Origin of the sequence: Streptomyces sp. NPDC006872, from assembly GCF_040635845.1 — a bacterium.
In the GTDB taxonomy this organism is placed as follows: domain Bacteria; phylum Actinomycetota; class Actinomycetes; order Streptomycetales; family Streptomycetaceae; genus Streptomyces.
Genome location: NZ_JBEYIL010000005.1, coordinates 150,525 through 170,013 on the forward strand (window position 1 = coordinate 150,525; position 19,489 = coordinate 170,013).

General features: G+C 70.3%; 7 protein-coding genes. 1 reads left to right on the plus strand and 6 read right to left on the minus strand.

The window, feature by feature from the left end; translation table 11 throughout:
• Nucleotides 1–30: 30 nt before the first annotated feature.
• Complete coding sequence (locus ABZ725_RS16575) at nt 31–7,743, minus strand: polymorphic toxin-type HINT domain-containing protein (protein ID WP_358803371.1); 7,713 nt, start codon at nt 7,741–7,743, stop codon at nt 31–33.
• Nucleotides 7,744–8,253: 510 nt separating this feature from the next.
• On the opposite strand from ABZ725_RS16575, the gene ABZ725_RS16580 reads away from it, so the two are divergent.
• A complete protein-coding gene (locus ABZ725_RS16580) occupies nt 8,254–11,856 on the plus strand; it encodes a DNRLRE domain-containing protein (RefSeq protein WP_358803372.1) in 3,603 nt (1,200 codons plus the stop codon).
• A 147-nt stretch (nt 11,857–12,003) separates the two neighbouring features.
• Here ABZ725_RS16580 and ABZ725_RS16585 read toward each other — a convergent pair whose 3' ends face one another.
• From ABZ725_RS16585 to ABZ725_RS16605, 5 genes are all read right to left on the minus strand, one after another.
• Nucleotides 12,004–12,453 carry a hypothetical protein gene (locus tag ABZ725_RS16585; protein WP_358803373.1) on the minus strand — a complete coding sequence of 150 codons (450 nt, stop codon included), beginning with the start codon at nt 12,451–12,453 and terminating at the stop codon, nt 12,004–12,006.
• On the minus strand, nt 12,450–13,148 hold the full coding sequence (locus ABZ725_RS16590; protein WP_358803374.1) for a LuxR C-terminal-related transcriptional regulator: 699 nt from the start codon (nt 13,146–13,148) through the stop codon (nt 12,450–12,452). Before ABZ725_RS16590 ends, ABZ725_RS16585 begins: the two co-directional genes overlap by 4 nt.
• Before the next feature lie 230 nt (nt 13,149–13,378).
• Nucleotides 13,379–15,529, minus strand: a complete 2,151-nt coding sequence (locus ABZ725_RS16595) for a PQQ-binding-like beta-propeller repeat protein (RefSeq protein WP_358803375.1) — start codon at nt 15,527–15,529, stop codon at nt 13,379–13,381.
• A gap of 58 nt (nt 15,530–15,587) precedes the next feature.
• Nucleotides 15,588–17,405 (minus strand): PQQ-binding-like beta-propeller repeat protein, encoded by a 1,818-nt coding sequence (locus ABZ725_RS16600; RefSeq protein ID WP_358803376.1) that lies wholly within the window; start codon nt 17,403–17,405, stop codon nt 15,588–15,590.
• Nucleotides 17,406–17,596: 191 nt separating this feature from the next.
• Entirely contained in the window at nt 17,597–19,405 is a 1,809-nt protein-coding gene (locus ABZ725_RS16605) for an ABC-F family ATP-binding cassette domain-containing protein (protein ID WP_358803377.1), read from the minus strand.
• Between the last annotated feature and the right edge of the window lie 84 nt (nt 19,406–19,489).

Below are 19,489 nucleotides of genomic sequence, written 5' to 3' on the forward strand. Positions count from 1 at the left end.
TGCACTTCCTTCGGCCTTCGGGACGCTGGGTCAACTCCAGAGGATTCCTATCCCTGGACCGTATCCGGGCCCGTAGTCGAACGCATGTTGGCCCCACATCTTACTGGTCGTGAGGTCGTACCAGCCGATACCTGAAACGCTCTTGCCGGTATTCACCCAGTCCGGTCCGGGCATGCCGCCCGGCGTGGAGAACAATTCCTTGAGCGCCGGATCAGCGTCGGCCAACTCCTTCACCCGCTTGTCCAGGATGTTGCCCATGATCGTGTTGGCGCGGTTCTTGTTCCGGTCGATCCGCTTGAAATCGGCCTCGGTGTATCCAATGATTCCGGAATCCCACTCGGACAGCGCCGTGTTCGTGTGTTCAAGCAGTCGAGTGGCCAGTGGATCGGGATTCACGATGTCGTTGCCATTCATATCGACAACGCGAGCCCCACAGTTGTGGACGAGAACCGCGGTCCCGCCGGCGAGCACATAGTAGGTGTGCAGATCGCTGACGGTGAGGTTGTGGACCGTGGCCCGCTCGGTCGTCCAGCGCTCGACCGCCGTGACCTGGACGTAGGTGCCGGCGCTGGTGCGCAGCCACTCGCCCGCCCTCAGGTCCGTGGCATCGACCCACTCGCCCAGTTCGGGGACCCAGAACGGGTGTCCCTCGGTGGCGGTCACCTGGGCGGTCGACTCACCGTCACCCACCGCGATGGTCACCTTGACCAGGTGCTTGACGCCCTCGCCGACGATCTCGGCAGTGACCGTCTCGACGGCGGTCTCGCCGGTCTCCGGATCCGTCGCCAGGACCTTGTCGCCGTTCTCGACGTCCTCGATCGGCTTGGTGGTGCCGTCGGCCATCAGGACGAGCGTGCCGGGGACGAAGCTGTTGGCCTCCTTCGTCGGGCAGCTTCCGCCTCCGCCGCCGGACGGCTCGTCCTTGCCCCTGGCCGCGTTCGCCTGCCGTGGCTTCGGCTCCGCCTTCTTCGCCGCCGCCTTGCGCGCCTTCTGGATCGCGTTGCCGGTCTTCTGCGCGGCCTTCTTGGCCTGCCGGGTCGCCGCTTCCTTGGCCTTCTTCTTCAGCTGCGCGGCCAGCGCGGCCGCCTTCTTCTTGGCCTCGGCCGCCTTGCGGGCCAGTTCGCGCGCCTTGCGGGCCAACTCGATGATCTTGCGGGCCTTGTCCTTGGCCTTCATCAGCGCGTTGATCGCCTTCGCGATCCGGTACGCCGCCTTGGCGATTCCGAAGGCCTTGTACGCCTTCGTCCAGGGGATGGCGTTGAGGAACAGGTCACCGCACGCCCAGACATCGCCCCGGGAGAAGCAGCCCACCACGCTGTTCCAGCCGACGAACTCCTTCAGAGCGGCCCAGCCGATGGACAGGATCACATCCGCCACCGAGGTGTTCAGCGTCTTCTTCGCCGACGCCTCCTCCGAGGCCGACGGCCCGCCGTACTCCGAACTGCCGCCGTCCGACGCGAGACCCGACGGGTCGGCGTAGGTGACCGGGTTGTTCTCGCAGTAGACGTAGCCGTTCATCTGGACCGGGTCGGCCAGGTCCAGGACCGGGTCGGCGGAGAGGAAGCGGCCGGTCGACGGGTCGTACTCACGAGCGCCCAGGTGGACCAGGCCGCTGCTCGCGTCGTCGCCGCCGCCTACGTAACTCTGGTGCGAGCGCCAGGTCGTCGCCTCGGACCGCTCCACGCCGAAGGCGTCCGTCTTGGCGAACTTGACCTTGTTGCCCGACGTCAGCGCCACATTGGCGTACGCCGTGCCGTTCTGGTCGGTGACCTGGACGGACAGTTCCGCCGTGCCCGTGCCCTGCGCGTGGCGCATCACCGTCGGGGCGCCAGCCTGCGCGTAGTAGCGCTCGGAGTAGGCGGGACCGCCGGCCGCGTTGACCGAGATCGTCGACTCGCCGAGGTACAGGGTGCGCTCGGTGGCGGAGATCGCCATCAGGCGCGATCCGTCACCGCCGTAGACGTACTTCGTCTCCTTGTCCGGCGCCCAGGCCTGGGCCGTCGTGCTGTTGCAGGTGTACAGCTGGAGGTCGGTGCTGTCGGCCGAGTTGGAGCTCGGGACGTCCAGGCACTTGCCCGACGAGACGTGCTTCAGGGTGCCGGCGGTCGTCGCCGTCCACTGCTGGCCCGCCGCGCCGGTGCAGTCGGCGATGACGACGAGCGTGCCGTTGGCCGTGCCGGCGTCCTTGGGGACCACGCACTTGCCCAGGATCTTCAGCGCGCCCGTCGACGGGTCCGCGGCGGACGCCGAGTCGATGCGGAACTTCTGCGCCTTGGAGCCGTTGCAGGTGTACAGCTGGATCGGCGTGCCGGCCGTCGTCAACGCGCCTGCCAGGTCCAGGCACTTGTTGGCCAGGCCCTTCCACGCGCCGTAGCCGTTCTCGCCGAAGCCGGTGACCGTCTCGACCTGGCCGTCCCAGGTCCAGGACAACGCCTGCTCGGAGCCGTCGTAGGTGCGGGTGAGCGTGTTGCCCGCGTCGTCGTAGGTGAGGCTCGTGGCCTTGGTGACCTGTGCGCCCGAGTCCGCCTTGTACGTGGCCGACATGCCCGTCAGCGTGTGCGGCTGGGTGCCGTCCGTCTTGCCGTACGTGTAGTCGGTGGTGGCGTCCTTGGTGGTGTCCAGGCCCGGGTCGTGCTCGACGAGCTTCTTGCGGTTGCCCATCGCGTCGTACGTGTACGACTGCCAGTAACCGCTGTTCGCGGCCGTGACGTTGGTCGTGCCGTCCGAGTACTTCGGGGCAGCCGTGGTCTTGCCGGTGGCCGTGCAGGACGTGGGAGCCGTCCACGCCTCGCTCAGCTGGCCCAGCGCGTCGTAGGTGAAGCACTGGCGGTCGGTCACCGAGTTCGAGGTGTCCGCGATCGAGGTGACGTTGCCGGCCGGGTCGTAGGCGTAGCTGCGGGCGTTGACGCGGTGGCCGGTGACGGCCGTGGTGTCGCTGGTCGACTCCCGGTCCACGATGCTCTGGGTCAGCTCGCCCGTCGCCTCGTCGTACAGGTTCGTCGTCCAGACGCGGTTGGGGTTCTCGCCGGTGGCCGTGCGCAGGACCTGGCCGTACGGGGAGTACGAGGTCTGCGCGGTGTACCAGGCCAGACCCGAGGTGGAGACCGGCAGGCCGTCCTCGTTGTAGCGGACGACCACCTTCTCGGCGGGCAGGGTGCCCACGGAGGGCAGGTTGACGGCCTCCAGCAGGCCGGACTGCGAGTACTCGTAGCTGTACGCGTACTCCTTCTGGAGTCCGTACGCGAGCGCAACCGATTCGGGGATGGAAATCTTCTGGCCGGCCGGCTGGTAGTCGGCCGTGTAGCCGGTCACCGCCGTGGTGTACGCAAGCCCGTCCGTGTAGCGGGTCTGTGAGGTGGCCAGGCCGACACCCCCGATCAGGGTGTCGTACGTGGCCTTCGCCAACAACGTGCCGGTGGCGGAGTTCTCGTGCTGCTCGATCGGGCGGGACAGCTTGTCGTAGACCGTGTAGACGGCCGAGTTCTCGTCCGTGACCAGTTCGGGCCGGTTGAGGAGGTCGTACTGGGTCGACGTCGTGCCCGTGTCCGGGTCGACCGACTCGATCCGACGGCCGCGGGCGTCGTACGTGTAGCTCCAGAGGTTGCCCTCCGAGTCCTTCGCCTCCACCTGGTCGCCGCGCTCGTCGTACGTGTACGTCGTCGAGCGGTACCCCGCGCGCAGCGCGTCCGTGTACGTGTCCACCCGGGTCGTGCGGCCCATGGCGTCCGCCCAGGTCCGCTGGGCGGCGGCCCCCGTCGGGTTGATCACCGTCGAGTTGTCGAGGCCGTAGGCGTAGCGGGTCGTCTTCGCCGGGACCTCCACGCCGTTGAGGTACGGCGTCTCGGTGAGGGTGCGGCCCAGGCCGTCGTAGGCGTAGAGCGTGGCGTTGGGGACCTGGTAGTCCGAGTCGAGCTCGAACAGGACGGTGGAGGGGTCTTCCTTGTCGTAGTACGCGTTGTTGGTCTGCTTGATGGTGGCGTTGGCGCTGTACAGCGTGTCCGTGATGAGGCGTCCGCCGCCGACCGCCGGTTCCTGCTTCTGGCGTTCGCGGCCGAGGCCGTCGTAGATGACGGTGGAGACGCCGTAGTCGCCGTCGTCGGTGAGCGACTCGGTCGTGATCGAGACCGGCTGGCCGATCGTCGTGTCGTACGTGATCTTCGCCGACGGCGTCTGGGAGGTGGCGCGGTTCGGGTTCCACACCTGGGTGGCGCGGCCGAGGGCGTCGTAGGTGTAGGTGGTGACGCGGCCGTTGACGTCCTGGTCGGTCAGGGCCACTCCGCGGCCGGGCTCCAGCGTGCTGGTCTCGCTGTGGTTCAGCGCGTTGGTGGTCGTGATCGCGTAGACCTGGCCCGTGGACGGGGTGTAGGTCGTGGTGTCCTTCGAGGTCTCGCTGTTCGCGATGGCCAGGGCGTTCTTGGTGGACGTCGTCCGGCCGTAGTCGTCGTAGCTGACCTCGCCGTCCTTCACCCAGCCGCCGCCGGCGCCGGTGATCGCCCAGGTGGCGGTGGCGTTGCCGGTGGTCGGGGCGGCGTCGTAGGCCAGGCCGTCGTAGGCGACGCGGGAGCCGTCGATCCAGTCGGCGGCGGTGGCCGTCTCCGTGCAGGCGCCGGCCGTCGCGAGGGTCTGCCTGGGCAGGCCGATGAGGTGCTTGGCGGTGTTGTGGACGTACGACATGACCGTGCAGGTGTCGTCGTCCGCGTTGTTCGCCGAGGCGTCCGAGGACCAGTCGTTGTACTCGGTGACCTGCGTCGGCAGGCCGTAGGTGTCCTCGTACTCCGTCACCGTGCGCAGGACGCGCAGCTCACGGTCGTCGTCGCCGTCGCCGGAGGAGCGGGTGTAGGTGAGGGACTCCGGGGTGAGGACGCGCCACGCCTTGAGGTCCGGGATGCCGCCGGAGCGGCTGCGGGCGGCGAGTTTCACGGCCTTCGGCTTGTCGACGGTCCTGGTCAGCCAGGTGTCGGCGGTCGCGGAGGCGTAGGTGAGGGATTCCGCGACGCGGCCGGCGAAGGGCTCCTCGTCGGTGGCGATCGTGACGCCCGCGGAGTCCTTGACCGTGACCGAACGGGTGCCGCCGCCGGGCAGCGGATCGCCGTCCATGCCCCGGAAGTAGCGGGTCTCCGTCATGCCCTTCTGCGTGGACATGTACGCGGTGGAGCTGTCGTCGCCGGTGTAGGTGCGCACCCGGGCGAAGCCGCGCCACTGGTCGTAGGTGCGGGTCTTCTTCTTGGAGAACTCGGCCTGGTTCAGCGCCCAGGCGGCGTCACCGAGGTAGTCGTAGGTCGTGGTGATGGCGTCGAGGCCGGTGAGGGCCGGGAGTTCCTGGACATTGGCGACGACGTACTTGTGGAACCAGTCGATCGTCTCCTTGTCCGGGTCGGGGTTCCAGTACGCCGGGAAGCACAGCCCGACGTTCTCCGCCGGTTCGGGGAACGCTCCGTCCACCTTGCAGGCGTCGGTCTTGTAGGTGACGACGGTCTCGCCGCCGTACTCGCTGACGACGCGGGCGATGCGCAGCCGGTCGAACGCCGGGTTCGGGTCGCTGGAGCTGCGCTTGACGCGGTTGGGCATCGAGACGCTGTTGGCGAGGAACTCCACCGGGTTGAGGGCGATGGCCTCGCCGTCGGTGCCGTAGCCGGTGCGGGTGATCGACTCCAGCCACAGGGCCGTGCCCTCGTCGGTGAGGTCGGCGGGCAGGGACTGCTGGAGCGTCCAGCTGTCCACCTTGGACAGCTCGGTGGAGCCCTGGGTGCGCTGCGTCCACGACGCCACCTGCGCGAGGCGCTTGCGCGACCAGAAGGTGGGGACGGGGACGTAGCACTCCTTGCCGGAGGCGCAGTACAGGTCGGCCGGGGTGTCGTACCAGATGCGGTTCTTCGCGAAGTCGCCGGAGGCGAAGTTGTCGTTCTCGTCGCCCTCGGCCGTGCAGGCGAGCTCGCCCTCCTTGAAGCAGCGCTCGTCGACGCTGAAGGTGACCTTGGAGATCGGGGTGGCGTACGGGTCTGCCGAGGTCAGGCCGTACTCGATGCGCTTGAGCCAGCCGCCGCGGTCGTAGGCGACGGGCGTCTTGTACTTGTTGTTCTGGGCGTAGTGGTTGGTCTCCTTCGCCCAGTACAGCGTCATCGCGTTGCCGTTGCCGTCGACGACGTAGTCGAGGTTCCAGCGCCAGGCCTGGTCGCAGAAGGAGCCGGCGAAGTCACCCGCCTTGTAGCAGGGCTCGCCGCTCTGGTTGCCGGCGACGGGCGCGGTGAAGACCGAGTCGGTCACCGGGTCGCCGCTCGCCCAGTCGGCGGCCAGCTTGTGCTTGCCGAAGTAGTACTGGGTGCCGTCCCGGGTGGTGACCCGCCAGTACTCGCCGTCGGCGTCGCCGTTGCCGAGGCTCGTGTTCTTGAGCAGTTCGACGCGGGAGCCGTCGCCGTTGGCGGTGACCCAGTCGTCGCCGAAGGGGTCGGTGTCGTCGGGCAGGACCAGTTCGGTCGTCGTCCCGCCGAGCGTGAGGGTGGCGTTGTACGAGCCGAAGCAGAGGTCGCTGGTCTTCTTGGTGTTGTTGCCGTTCGTCTGGTCGTCGCGGCAGGAGGTGTACGTACGGGTGATGGAGCCCGCGTTGTACTCCCAGCCGTCGCCGACCCAGGAGGGCTGGTTGTTGGAGGCGGACGTACGGCCGTCCACACCTTGCGAGTTGTAGCCGAAGGACACCGAGGGCGAGGGGCCGCCGGGGACGCTCGGGGTCTGCAGGGTGTACGAGTACGTGAAGCCGCCCGAGTTGCCTCCGGCCGACCAGGAACCGGCGCTGACCAGCGGGGTCGCGCCGAAGTCGCCCTTGGATCCGGAGCCGGAGTCGGTGGCGAGGAGGACGGAGGAGCCGGAGCCGTCGGCCGAGGCGGCGGTGGTCGCGGCGGCCAGGGTGGCCAGGCGCGCCTTCGGCTCCTCGCGGTAGACCGCGTCGGTGACCGTGCCCTCGGTGGAGGCGGCTGCGGTGGACGCGGTGGCGTCGCCGGTGCCGCCCGCCGCCAGGTCCTCCGTCGCGACGGTCGCCAGGACGCGGCGCTCGTACACCGCCTTGCCGTCGGCGTCGGTGCCGGTCTGCGCGACCACGTTGTCGGTGGAGACCTCGGTCGGCTCGGCGCAGCCCTCGGTGTCCGGGGTGGTCAGGAAGCACGCCGGGTACTGCACGAACGACAGCCGGTCGGCCCAGTTCGCGCCGTACAGCTCGGAGAAGTCGCTGTAGTCCAGGGCGATCACGGCGTCGCCGGTGGCCTCGGCGGGCGGGGTGACCGTGAGGGCGACGCCCTCGATGGCGGTGGTGGAGAGCTCGTCCTGGCCGGCGAGGGTGACCTGCCACTCGCCCTCCAGGGCGGCGGCCTCGGTCGCGGTGGCCGTCTCCGGCGCGCCGACCTCGACGGGCAGAGCGGTGCCGTCGGCCTGGGTGAGCGGGACCAGGTCGCCGGGGGCGAGACCGGTGAGCTCCTCCGTGGCGGTGCCGCCTGCGGGGGCGGCGACCTGGCTCGGCTCGTACTCCGCGGGCTGTTCGGCCTCGGCCGTGGTGAGCTCGGCGAGCGTGCCGCCGTTCTCGCCGTCGGCCTGCTCGGCGTCGGGGAGGTCGACCAGTTCGACCCCGCTGCGGTCGTCACCCGGCGGCAGCGCGTACGCGGCCGGCGACACGCCGACCGCCAGCGCCACCACGAGCGAGCCGACGACACCGACGCGCATCCGCGTCCGTCTGCGGCGCTCGGCTCGTGTGGTCACGAGCCTGTTCCTGCCGCTCCACGACAGAGATCCCCACACAGCGGCAGCCCCCGTGCACACAGTTCGGTCCATTGATGAGCACGAATGCTCGGGCACGTGTTCACGGAAAGTCAACAAGCCAAATATGGCACGTGATTTAGCTCACAGGGCGAAATTCCATAGCCCGCCATAAAAGATATCCGGGCCGTTTATACGGCAAAGAACCGGCCAAAGCGCGGTCAATCGGTCGCCAAGTATGCGCATATTGCACTTGTTTGCCACTCGACATCCGAGACGCGAACTCGCTGCTGGAGCCCACTTGTTAGACGTACGAGCGAGCCCGTTCGCTCCACGCCCCAGGTAACGGAAAAGCAAAGGACGTCAAGCAGTGTGGCGCGATCCCGTCGCATCGGCCATGCTCTGTGCTCGCTTTCCCTGGCCACCGAAAACAGAAATTCGGACCCAGGCGAGGCACAGGTATTTCACAGAATTCCGGGAGTCCCGGAATTTTAGGGGGAGGGACGCACCACCATGGAACGTCGTCGCTTCGGCCTGCCCGCGTCCGGACGCGGGAGGGCAGGGGTGGCCGCTCTGGTCGCCGGCGCACTCGGCGTCGGGCTGCTGACCGTGCCACTGTTCGACGATCCGGGGCCCGCCGACTCCCCCGGCGAAACCAAGAAGGCGGCCGCCGTCCCGCTGACCCAGGACACCGCGCAGGAGCGAGCGGTCTCCACGGGCAGGCGCGTGGAGGTGACCGCGCTGCGCGACGAGACGTCCACGACGTACGCGCGCCCCGACGGCAGCTTCGAACTGGTCGCGTACGGCGCACCGGTACGGGCCAAGGTGAACGGCGCGTGGAAGCCCGTCGACACCACGCTGGCCCGGACGGCCGACGGCGGCTGGGCCCCCAAGGTCGCGGCCGACCCCGTGGTGTTCTCGGCGGGCGGCGGCACGACGAAGGCAGGCAGCGCGACGAAGGCCGGCGGTACCGGGACGGCGACCGTGCGGCCGGCCGTCTTCAGCGCCCCGAGCGGCGAGGGCAGCGGGTCCGGCGGGAGCAGTGGGTCCGGCGGGAGCGCGCTTCAGGTCGCCGACGCCACCGACGGCTACACCGAGCTCGCCACCATGACCAGCGACGGCCACGAGATCACCCTGAGCTGGCCGGGCGCGGTGCCCGAGCCCGTGGTCAGCGGCTCCAGCGCCCTGTACCGGAACGTGTTCGACGGGGTCGACCTGCTGCTGACCGCGCAGGCCAGCGGCTTCAGCCATCTGCTGATCGTGCACAGCGCGGCGGCCGCGGCCGACCCGGCGCTCGCCAGGCTGTCCTACGGCCTGTCCTCCCCCGACCTCACCTTCCACCTGGACCCGGTCACCAGGATCGTCACCGGCAAGGACCGCGACGGCCAGGAGATCGCCGTCTCCCCCACCCCCTACCTGTGGGACTCCGCGGGCTCCTACGCCGTCACCGAGGGCGCGGACCCGGAGCCTGCGGAGGAGCCCGCCGAGCCGGCCCCGTCGTACTCCGAGGAGCCGGGCGCGGAGGTCGGCGAGGAGAGCGTCCCGCCCGACGACGGGCTGGACACCGACGCACCGGCGGCGGAGACGACCGAAGAGCCCGAGGTGCCCGAGTCCCTCGACATCGAGGAGCTGCCCGCCGCGTCGGCCGCCGATCCGTCTGCCACCGACTCGTCTGCCGCCGATCCGGCCGCCTTCCGCGGCGGGGCGCAGGCGGGGACCGCCGTGTACCGCGAGACGTCCTCCGGCTCCGGCGACGCCGTGTACTCCGACGCCGACCCGGCCGCCCTCACCGATGCGCAGGTGTTCGCCCTGCCCGGCCTCGCCGGACCGGACCCCGGCACCCATCTGGCCGTCGCCGGGGCCGAGTTGAGCGCGCCCGGCGCCGCCTCCACCGCCCTGTCGATCGTGCCCGACGCCGCTCTGCTGACCGACGAGGACACCGTCTACCCGGTCTTCGTCGACCCCACGATCTACGGCAAGACCAAGAACTGGACCACGGCCTACAAGAAGTACCCGAGCTCCAGCTTCTACGACGGCGCCAACTACAACACCGGCACCACGGAGGCCCGCGTCGGCTACGAGTCGACGACCTGGGGGTTGTCCCGCTCCTTCTTCAAGCTCGGCTGGTCGACCGACATCAAGGGCGCACACGTGTCCTCGGCCTCCATCAAGCTGCGGGAGACCTACTCCTGGTCGTGCTCCTCGCGCGAGATGCAGGTGTGGCTCACCGGCGGGATCTCCTCCAAGACCACCTGGAACAACCAGCCGGACTGGAAGTCGGAGATCGGCACCAAGTCCTTCGCGCACGGCTACAACTCGTCCTGCCCGGACTCCTACGTCAGCTACGACGCCAAGTCGGTCGCCCAGGACGCGGCCGACGGCGGCTGGTCCTCGATGACCATCGGGCTGCGCGCCAGCACCGAGGACTCGGCGTACTCCTGGAAGAAGTTCCGCGCCGAGGGCGACAGCGCGCCCAAGCTCACCCTCGTCTACAACCGCAAGCCGAAGACGCCGAGTTCGGTGACGCAGACGCCCGGCGGCCAGTGCGACCGCACCACCCCGTACATCCACATCGGCAAGCGCGACCTCGTGCTGTCGGCCGCCTCCTCCGACGCGGACGACACCTCCACCCAGCAGGACCTGAAGTACCTGGACTTCGAGCTGTGGCGCACCGGCTACGGCGACAGCAAGATCCTCGACAAGAACGTCACCGTCACCAGCGCCGGCAAGGCGTCGGCCACCGTCTCCAAGTCGTCGTTCACCAACGGCTACCAGTACTCGTGGCGGGTGCGCGCGATCGACTCCAGCGGGGCCGCCTCACCGTACGCGCCGACCGCCGACCCGGGCGTGTGCCGGTTCATCTACGACAGCAGCGTGCCCAACGAGCCGCTGATCACGTCCACCGCGTTCCCGGCGGCGGACGAGGACGGCTCCATCTGGTCGACGGTGAAGTTCGGCACGGCCGGCAACTTCACCATCGCGCCGGACGAGGACACCGACGTCACCAAGTTCCAGTGGTCGTTCAACACCACGACCTACGCGAGCAGCAAGACCGTCACCGCGGGCGCCTCGACGACCGTGTCGCTGTCGCCGCCGCTCGCCGGACCCAACGTGCTGTACGTACGGGCCGTGGACAGCGCGGGCAATGTCTCGCTCGGCACGAAGTACCTGTTCTACGTCACCCCGCGCGACACCGCCGACGAGGCCGGCGACACCACCGGCGACGGCGTTCCCGACCTGTTCGCGATCAGCTCGGGCGGCAACCTGCTGATGTACCCCTCGTCGTCCGCCGGTGACCTGCACGTCGGCATGGAGGCCGCCCACGACAACGGCACCGCGCTGCTGTCCGACCCGGACGGCGACGGCGCCGACCACCTGCCGGGCTACTGGAAGGGCACGGACGGCACGGCGGCGCTGATCGCCCACGGCGGCGACGCCGTCGGCGCCGACGGGATCGGCGACGTCTTCGCCCGGATGCCCGACGGCAAGCTGTACGTCTACCCAGGCGACGGCTACGGCAGCGTCGACATCTCCCAGCGGATGACCGTCCGGCTGCCCTCCGGCTCCCCGGACCCGGCGACCCTCGACCAGATCATCGTGGGCGACTACGACGCGGACGGCCGCGCCGATCTCTTCGCCACCGCCACCGGCGGCGCGATGTGGGCCTTCGAGGGATACACCGGCGTCACGTTCCTGACCGTCACCAAGATCGCCTCGACGGCGTGGCTGGAGCGGGACCTGGTCTCGGTCGGCGACCACGACGCCGACGGAGCGCCCGACCTGCTGTGGCGCTCCGGCTCCTCCAGCCGCCTCTACCTGCGCTACGGCGTCGCGGACAGCGTCGGCGGCTCCACCATCGCCTCCCTGGCGACCGCGGCGGCCTCCAAGACCGGCGCCGACGAGGTCTACGCCGAGAGCTGGTCGACGACCACGGTGCCGGTGACCCACCTCTACGGCACCCCGGACGTCACCGGAGACGGCATCCCCGACCTCTGGGCCCTGTCCAGCGCCGGAAGCGTCTACTTCTACAAGGGCGGCGCGTCGGTGATCGGCACGGGAACGGCGGTGATCAGCGCGGACAGCGCCTGGGCGACGACGAAGCTCCGCTTCGGCTGACCCACGGCCCACGGCCCACGACCCTCGGCCCACGGCCCACGACCCTCGGCCCACGGCCCACTGCCCACGGCCCACAGCCGGCGACGACCCCCGGGCGCGGGGCCGGAGTTCACCAGGACTCCGGCCCCGCGCCCGTTTCCCTCGCGCTCAGCGATCCGTGCCGTGGCCGGTGATCTCACCGCTGCGGGCTGCCGTCACCAGCGCCGCGGCCAGCGGGAGGGACCAGAACAGGAGGTGGGTCGACGGAGGGTAGTCCGCGAGGGAGTAGCCGTCCCCGCGGAGGAAGACAAGGGAGAGCGTCGCCAGCGGGAGACCCATGGTGAGCGCCGCCAGGAGGCCCCTCGGCAGGGGGTGGGTGAGCAGTCGGCGGGGCGCCACGGCCAGGACGAGACCCGTTGCGGCGCCCAGGACGACGCCCACCGTCATGCAGGCCAGTGCCGTGCCCACGCCGATGCCCAGGATCGCCCAGAATGTTCCCCGCATGTCGCCGACCAGGAAGACGATCGCCGTCACCAGGCACAGCGTGCCGGCGATCCCCGCCGGCCATGCGCCGATCAGCGCGCCCAGGCGTGCGCCCCGGCGGATGACGTCTCTCATGCGTGGTCCGTGTCGCGCGAGGTGTGGGGCAGCGCACCGGCTCGGTCCAGGAGGCCGGTTCGGGCCGCCAGGGCCGCCGCTTCCAGTCGGGAGCCCACGCCGAGCTTCATCAGGACCCGCTGGACGTGGGTGCGGGCCGTGGAGGGGGCGATGCCCATGCCCGCGGCGATCAGCCGGGTGTCCTCGCCGTCGGCGACGCGGACCAGGACCTCCACCTCGCGCGGGGTGAGCATCTGCAGCAGGCGCTGGCCCTCGTCGTCCGGTTGGGCCGCGGGGTTGAGGAGCTCGCTGAACGCTCCCTGGAGCAGTTGCGGGGCCACCGCCGCCTCGCCCGCCCGCGCCTTCATGATGGCGCGCTCCACGCCCTCGATCCGCTCGTCATGGCGTACGTAGCCGGAGGCGCCGGCCGCGAAGGCCGACGCGATGCCGCGCGGGCTCGGCACCGGGCCGAGCACCAGGACCGCCACCTGCGGACGCTCCCGCTTGATGCGGACCACCGGGTCGAAGATGCCCGGCTCGGCCGGGGTCGCCGTGCCCAGCAGGCACACCTCCGGGGCACGGGTGATCACCAGTTCCGCCGCTCCCGCGGTCGGCGCCGCCGCGGCGAGCACCCGGTGCCCCCGCAGTTTGAGTGCCGAGGCCAGTGCCTCCGCGAGCAGTCGGTGGTCGTCGACCACCATCAGCCGCACTCCCATCGAGCAACCCCCAGTCCCCCCACGACAAACAAAGGGTGCCCCCCGGCACCCCGTTCTTCATGCCCCCGGAAGCTACACGCTTGTTCGACGTTGCGCTCCCCCTACTCGTGAGAAGTGCCCCGGATCGTCGAAATTCCTCGCATTCGAGGGTCATGGGCGGTAAGTGCACGGCCCCGCCCCTGAGCAGGGACGGGGCCGTGGCCACGATTAGGACGATCAGCTGCCCGCGATCAGCTGCCCGCGCCGAACCCGATCGCCAGGTACTGCGGGTCGCCGCCCGAGGTCGCGCCGTCGTCGGCGTACACCTCCGACATGAACAGGCGGCCCTGGGCGAAGAGGACCTCCGAGTACTCCGGGGACAGGGTGGTCTCCAGGTCCCGCACGGAGTCCGTGGACGGGTTCTGCAGCAGCACGGTCTCCTTGAAGGTGCCGCCGTCGACGCTGACGACCTGGCCGCCCTTGTCGTACGGCGGCCGCTTGTAGGCGATCAGATTGCTGCCGTCCATGCGCAGCGGGTAGATCGTGTAGCCGTCGCCGGCGTCCGCGCGCTGGCCGGTCTGCTTGCCGGTGGCCAGGTCGAAGGCGATGACCTCGTTGGTGCGGCTGTACTCGCCGGTGCCGTCGTGCTCCTCGGTCGGCACATAGATCCGGTCGTTGCCGACGGCGAGTCCCTTGCAGTCCTCGACCTTGGTGATGCCGTCGCAGTCGGCCGCGTAGTCGTCGCCCGGCACCGAGATACGGGTGCGCAGCTTGCCGGTCTTGTTGTCGATGGAGAAGAAGTCCGAGATGCCGCTGCCGTCACCGGCGCTGTCGCCGACGTCGGCGGCCACCACCAGCGGCTCGGTGGACACGACGGACGCGTAGTCGATGCCCGTGGCCAGCTTGTACTCGGAGAGCACCTTCCCGGAGACCGGGTCGATGGTCTGGATCTGCAGCTCGGGGTTGTCGTAGTCGCCGCACTTGCGCACCGCCACCAGCTTCGGGCCGCCGCCGTAGCCGGCGTCGTAGCAGGTGTCGGCCGGCTTCGGCGACCACAGCACCTTGCCGGAGTCGATGTCGAAGGCGGCGCCGCCGTCCGTGCTGCCCAGGGCGACCGTGTTCGCGCTGACCGTGACGTTCTCGAAGTCGATCGCGTAGTCACCGGAAGTGACCGTCTTCGTCCACAGCTGCTTGCCGGCAGCCATGTCGATCGCCCCGATCTGATCGCACCGGGCCGTCTCCGCCGCGCTCGCCTGGAAGACGATCGCGGTGCGGTGGTCGTCGGTGGCGAACTTGCTGGTCTCGCACACCGGGCCCGGCAGCTTGATCGACCAGAGCTTGGTGCCCTTGTCCAGGTCGTAGCCGACGATCTCGCTGACGCCGGTCTTCACATAGGCCTTGTCGGTCACCCAGGAGCCCTTGACGCCGACGCTGTCGTCCTTCTTGACCACGGGCATCGGAATCTTGAAGAGCAGCTTGGAGGCGGGGTCGGCCGGCACCTTCTCGCTGCCGCCGGAGGACGTGCCGCCGGTGCCGCCGGTACCGCCCGAGCCGCCCTTGTCGCCGCCGGTCGTGCCGCCGGAACTGGCTTCTTCCTTCTTGCCGTTGTCACCGGACGCGTACCAGATGCCGCCGCCGACGATCAGCGCGATCGCGACGACCGCCGCGACGATGATCAGCACCTGCGCGTTGAGCTTCCTGCCTCCGGCGCCCTGCCCCTGGCCCTGGCCGCCGGCCTGGCCGTACATGGGCACGGTGGGCTGCCCCGGGTAGCCGGGACCCGGCTGACCCGGGTACCCCGGATACCCGTAACCGGGCTGCTGCCCGTACGGACCCGGCTGCGGAGGCTGCCCGTACGCCGGGGGGCCCTGCTGCGGAGGCTGCCCGTACGCCGGAGTGCCCGGCTGCTGGGGCTGCGGAGCCGGGTACCCGTACCCGGGCGCGGGGGCCGCAGCCTGGGGGTAGCCGTAACCCGGCTGCGGCGGCCCGGCCGGAGCCGCAGCAGCCGGAGCCCCGTAGGCAGCCGGGGAAGCCTGCGGCGGCTGGCCCGGAGCCTGGGGAGGCTGGCCGGGTGCCTGCGGCGGCTGGCCCGGGGCCTGCGGAGCCTGGCCCGGGGCCTGCGGCGGCTGGCCCGGGGCCTGCGGAGCCTGGCCCGGGGCCTGCGGAGCCTGGCCCGGGGCCTGCGGAGCCTGGCCCGGGGCCTGCGGGTAGCCGTAGCCCGGTGCCGGTGCCGGAGGCTTCGCCAGGTCAGGGGTGGGGGGCTGGGGCGCCGCGTCCGCGGGGACGGCGTCCGCGGGGACGGCGTCCTGCGGGGGCGGCGGCGGGCCGAAACCGCCCTGCTGCGGAGGCTGCGCAGGCTGCTGCGGGGGCTGGTTCGGGGGCGGGGGCGGCGGCTGGGTCATGGTGTGGATACCTCGGGAGAACGCTCGGGAGACGGGGGCTGGACGACGGCGGTTCGCCTCACTTGCCGAAGGCGAGCATCAGCTTCTCCTTCGTGTCGTCGTTGCCCGTCAGCCGGGTGGAGGAGAGGTAGAAGCGCCCGTCGACCCAGTCGAGGTCACGCGAGTAGAAGCCGTCCTCGATGTCGGCCGTGCTCTCGGGCAGTTGCAGCAGCTTCGTCGTCTTGTGCGCGGACCCGGCCGTCGGGATCGACACCACCTGACCGGCCGCGTCGTACGACGGCTCGACGTACGCGACGAGGTTGCCGCCCTCGACCTTCACCGGCAGCATCGCCTCGTCGGTCGGGGACTTCACCCGCCACTTCTCCTTGCCGGTGGACAGGTCGATCGCCACGATCTCGTTGGGCCCGCTGCTCGCCTCGGTCGGCAGGTACAGCGTGTTCGCGTCGGAGGCCGTGCCCACACAGCCGGTGAGGTCGCGCTGCAGGAAGCTGGAGTCGCAGTCGGGGGCGAAGTCCTCGTCGAAGCCGACCTGCGAGCGGTACGAGCCGTCCGGCTTGAACGTCGAGATGTTCCAGGTGTTCTTGTCCTCGTTGGTGCTGTAGACGACCAGCGGGTCCACGGAGTACGTCTTGGCGACCGTCCATCCGGTGTCGAACTTCTGGGTCCACTTGACCTTGCCGGTCGCCGGGTCCAGCTCCTGGATCTCGTCGTGCTCGGTGGCCTCGGTCGCGTCGCAGGACGCCACCGCGATCAGCCGGGCGCCGCCCGCGAACGCGGTCGGGAAGCACGCGTCCCCGTACTTCTGCTTGTCGTACAGCTTCTTGCCGGTGCGGACGTCGTACGCCGTCCCGGACTGCGAGCGGCCCACCATCAGCGTGTTGCCGGTCAGCGACAGCTCGATCGTGATCGCGCTGTCGAACAACGCGCCGTCCGCGACGACGCCCTTCCAGCCCTTGGCACCGGTCTTCAGGTCGATCTGCTGGAGCTGGTTGCACTTGGCGCGGTCGCTGGTGCCGCTCATGTACGCCACGACGACCTTGTCGTCCGCCGTCTTCTGCGGGGTGACCGCGCAGATCTCCTGCGGGAAGCTGACGGTGTCCCAGGTCGGCCTGCCGTCGCCGACGTTGTACGCGACGACGTCCTTGTAGGCCGCCTTCACGGCCGCCTTGGACGTGATCCACATGCCGGGGGCGTCGGCGCCGGAGGCGGGCGCGTCGGGCGCCTCCTTGTACCAGAGCACCTTCGCCTCGCCGGCCTGGCGGTTCGCGTTGAAGTCCTCGGTGTCCTCGCCGCCGTCGCCGCTGCCGTCGCCGGGGTTGACCGGGGCGCCGCTCGACGTGGCCGTGGCCTTGTCGTCGTCGCTGGGCCCGGCGACCGGCTGCTTGCCGCCGTCGTCGCCGCTCGTGACCGCGAACACCAGCCCGCCGATCACCAGCAGCGCCGCTGCCGCCGCCCCGACGACCAGCGCGGGCCGCCCCTTGAAGGGGTTGCGCCCGCCGGGCGGAGTCGCACCGGGAACACCGGGAGCACCGGGTGCGCCGGGGAACTGGGGCTGCTGCGGGTAGCCGTAGCCGGACTGCTGGCCGTAGGGGCCGGCGGGCGCGCCGTACGGGCCCGGCTGCGAGCCGTAGGGGCCGGGCTGAGGAGCGTAGGGGCCCTGTTGCGGGGGCTGCCCGTAGGGTCCGGGCTGCTGCGGATAGCCGTACCCCGGCTGCGGCTGCGGCGCCTGCGCGGGCGGGCCCTGGGGCGGTTGCGCGGGCGGCCCCTGAGGCGGTGGCGGCGGCATCTGCGGTGCGCCGAAGCCGCCTTGCGGCTGATCCTGCGGTGCTGGTCCGAAACCACCCTGCTGCGGCGGCTGATTCGGCGGCGTAGCCATCAGCGTGTTCCCCCTATGTCACTGTTTTTTAGCCACGCCCCCAGGTCAGTGACCCACCCGAAGCCGTCTTCAGAAAGTTCTCAGACGGCTCTTTCTATCACCCGTGACTGACGGCTCCCGGGGCCGATCCGCCCCTGTTCCCAAGGGAGGACCGGCCTGTGATGCCGTCGTTATGCGCCTTCACGCACCCTTCACGCGTCCTCGGCGAGTTCCAGCCACCGCAGCTCCAGTTCGTCGCGCTCGCCGACCAACGCCCGCAGCTCGGCGTCGAGTTTGGCGACCTTCTCGAAGTCGGTGGCGTTGTCGGCGATCTGGGCGTGCAGCTTGGCCTCCTTCTCCGAGACCTTGTCCAGCTGCCGCTCGACCTTCTGGAGCTCCTTCTTGGCGGCGCGCTGGTCGGCGGCGCTCTTCTCGGCCGCGGGCTTCTGCGCACCCGCCGGCAGGACGGTGGCGGCCGCGGCCTCCTCCATGCGCTGCCGGCGCTCGATGTACTCGTCGATGCCGCGCGGGAGCATCCGCAGGCTGGAGTCGCCGAGCAGCGCGAAGACCCGGTCCGTCGTCCGCTCGACGAAGAACCGGTCGTGGGAGATGACGATCATCGAGCCGGGCCAGCCGTCGAGGAGGTCCTCGAGCTGGGTCAGGGTCTCGATGTCGAGGTCGTTGGTGGGCTCGTCGAGGAAGAGGACGTTGGGCTCGGCCATGAGCAGCCGCAGGATCTGCAGACGGCGGCGCTCACCGCCGGACAGGTCCCCGACCGGCGTCCACTGCTTGTCCTTGTTGAAGCCGAACGTCTCGCACAGCTGCCCTGCGGTCAGCTCGCGCCCCTTGCCGAGGTCGACGCGCTCGCGCACCTGCTGGACGGCCTCCAGGACCCGCAGGTTCGGGTCGAGTTCGCCGACCTCCTGGGAGAGGTAGGCGAGCTTGACGGTCTTGCCGACGACGACCTTGCCCGCGGCGGGCTGTGTCTCGCCCTCGGTGCGCGCGGCCTCGGCCAGCGCGCGCAGCAGCGAGGTCTTGCCCGCGCCGTTGACGCCGACGAGGCCGATGCGGTCGCCGGGGCCGAGGTGCCAGGTGACGTGCTGGAGCAGCACCTTCGGACCGGCCTGGACGGTGACGTCCTCCAGGTCGAAGACCGTCCTGCCGAGCCGGGACGACGCGAACTTCATCAGCTCGGTACTGTCGCGGGGCGGCGGCACGTCCGCGATCAGCTCGTTGGCGGCCTCGATACGGAAGCGCGGCTTGGACGTCCGCGCGGGGGCGCCGCGGCGCAGCCAGGCCAGCTCCTTGCGGACCAGGTTCTGCCGCTTGACCTCCTCGGTCGCGGCGATGCGCTCGCGCTCGGCGCGCGCGAAGACGTAGTCGGAGTAGCCGCCCTCGTACTCGTGGACGTCACCGCGCTGGACGTCCCACATGCGGGTGCAGACCTGGTCGAGGAACCAGCGGTCGTGGGTGACGCACACGAGCGCGGAGCGGCGCTCGCGCAGATGCCGGGCGAGCCAGGAGATGCCCTCGACGTCGAGATGGTTGGTCGGCTCGTCGAGCACGATCAGGTCCTGCTCCTCGATGAGCAGCTTGGCGAGCGCGATCCGCCGGCGCTCGCCTCCGGACAGCGGTCCGATCACGGTGTCGAGCCCCTGCGGGAACCCGGGCAGGTCGAGCCCGCCGAACAGCCCCGTCAGCACGTCCCGGACCTTGGCGTTGCCCGCCCACTCGTGGTCGGCCATGTCCCGGATGACCTCGTGCCGGACGGTCGCGGCGGGGTCGAGGGAGTCGTGCTGGGTGAGCACGCCCATGCGCAGCCCGCCGGAGTGCGTGACCCGTCCGGTGTCGGCGTCCTCCAGCTTGGCGAGCATCCGGATCAGCGTCGTCTTGCCGTCGCCGTTACGGCCGACGACACCGATCCGGTCCCCTTCGGACACGCCGAGCGAGATGCCGTCGAGCAGTGCACGGGTCCCGTACACCTTGCTGACGTTCTCGACATTGACCAGATTGACGGCCATTTCTCTCCTGCCCGGGGGGATCGATCGACCCTCCAGGGTAGTCCGGCGGGGCGAGGTGCCCGTCAGCCCGTCCGACCCGGCCCG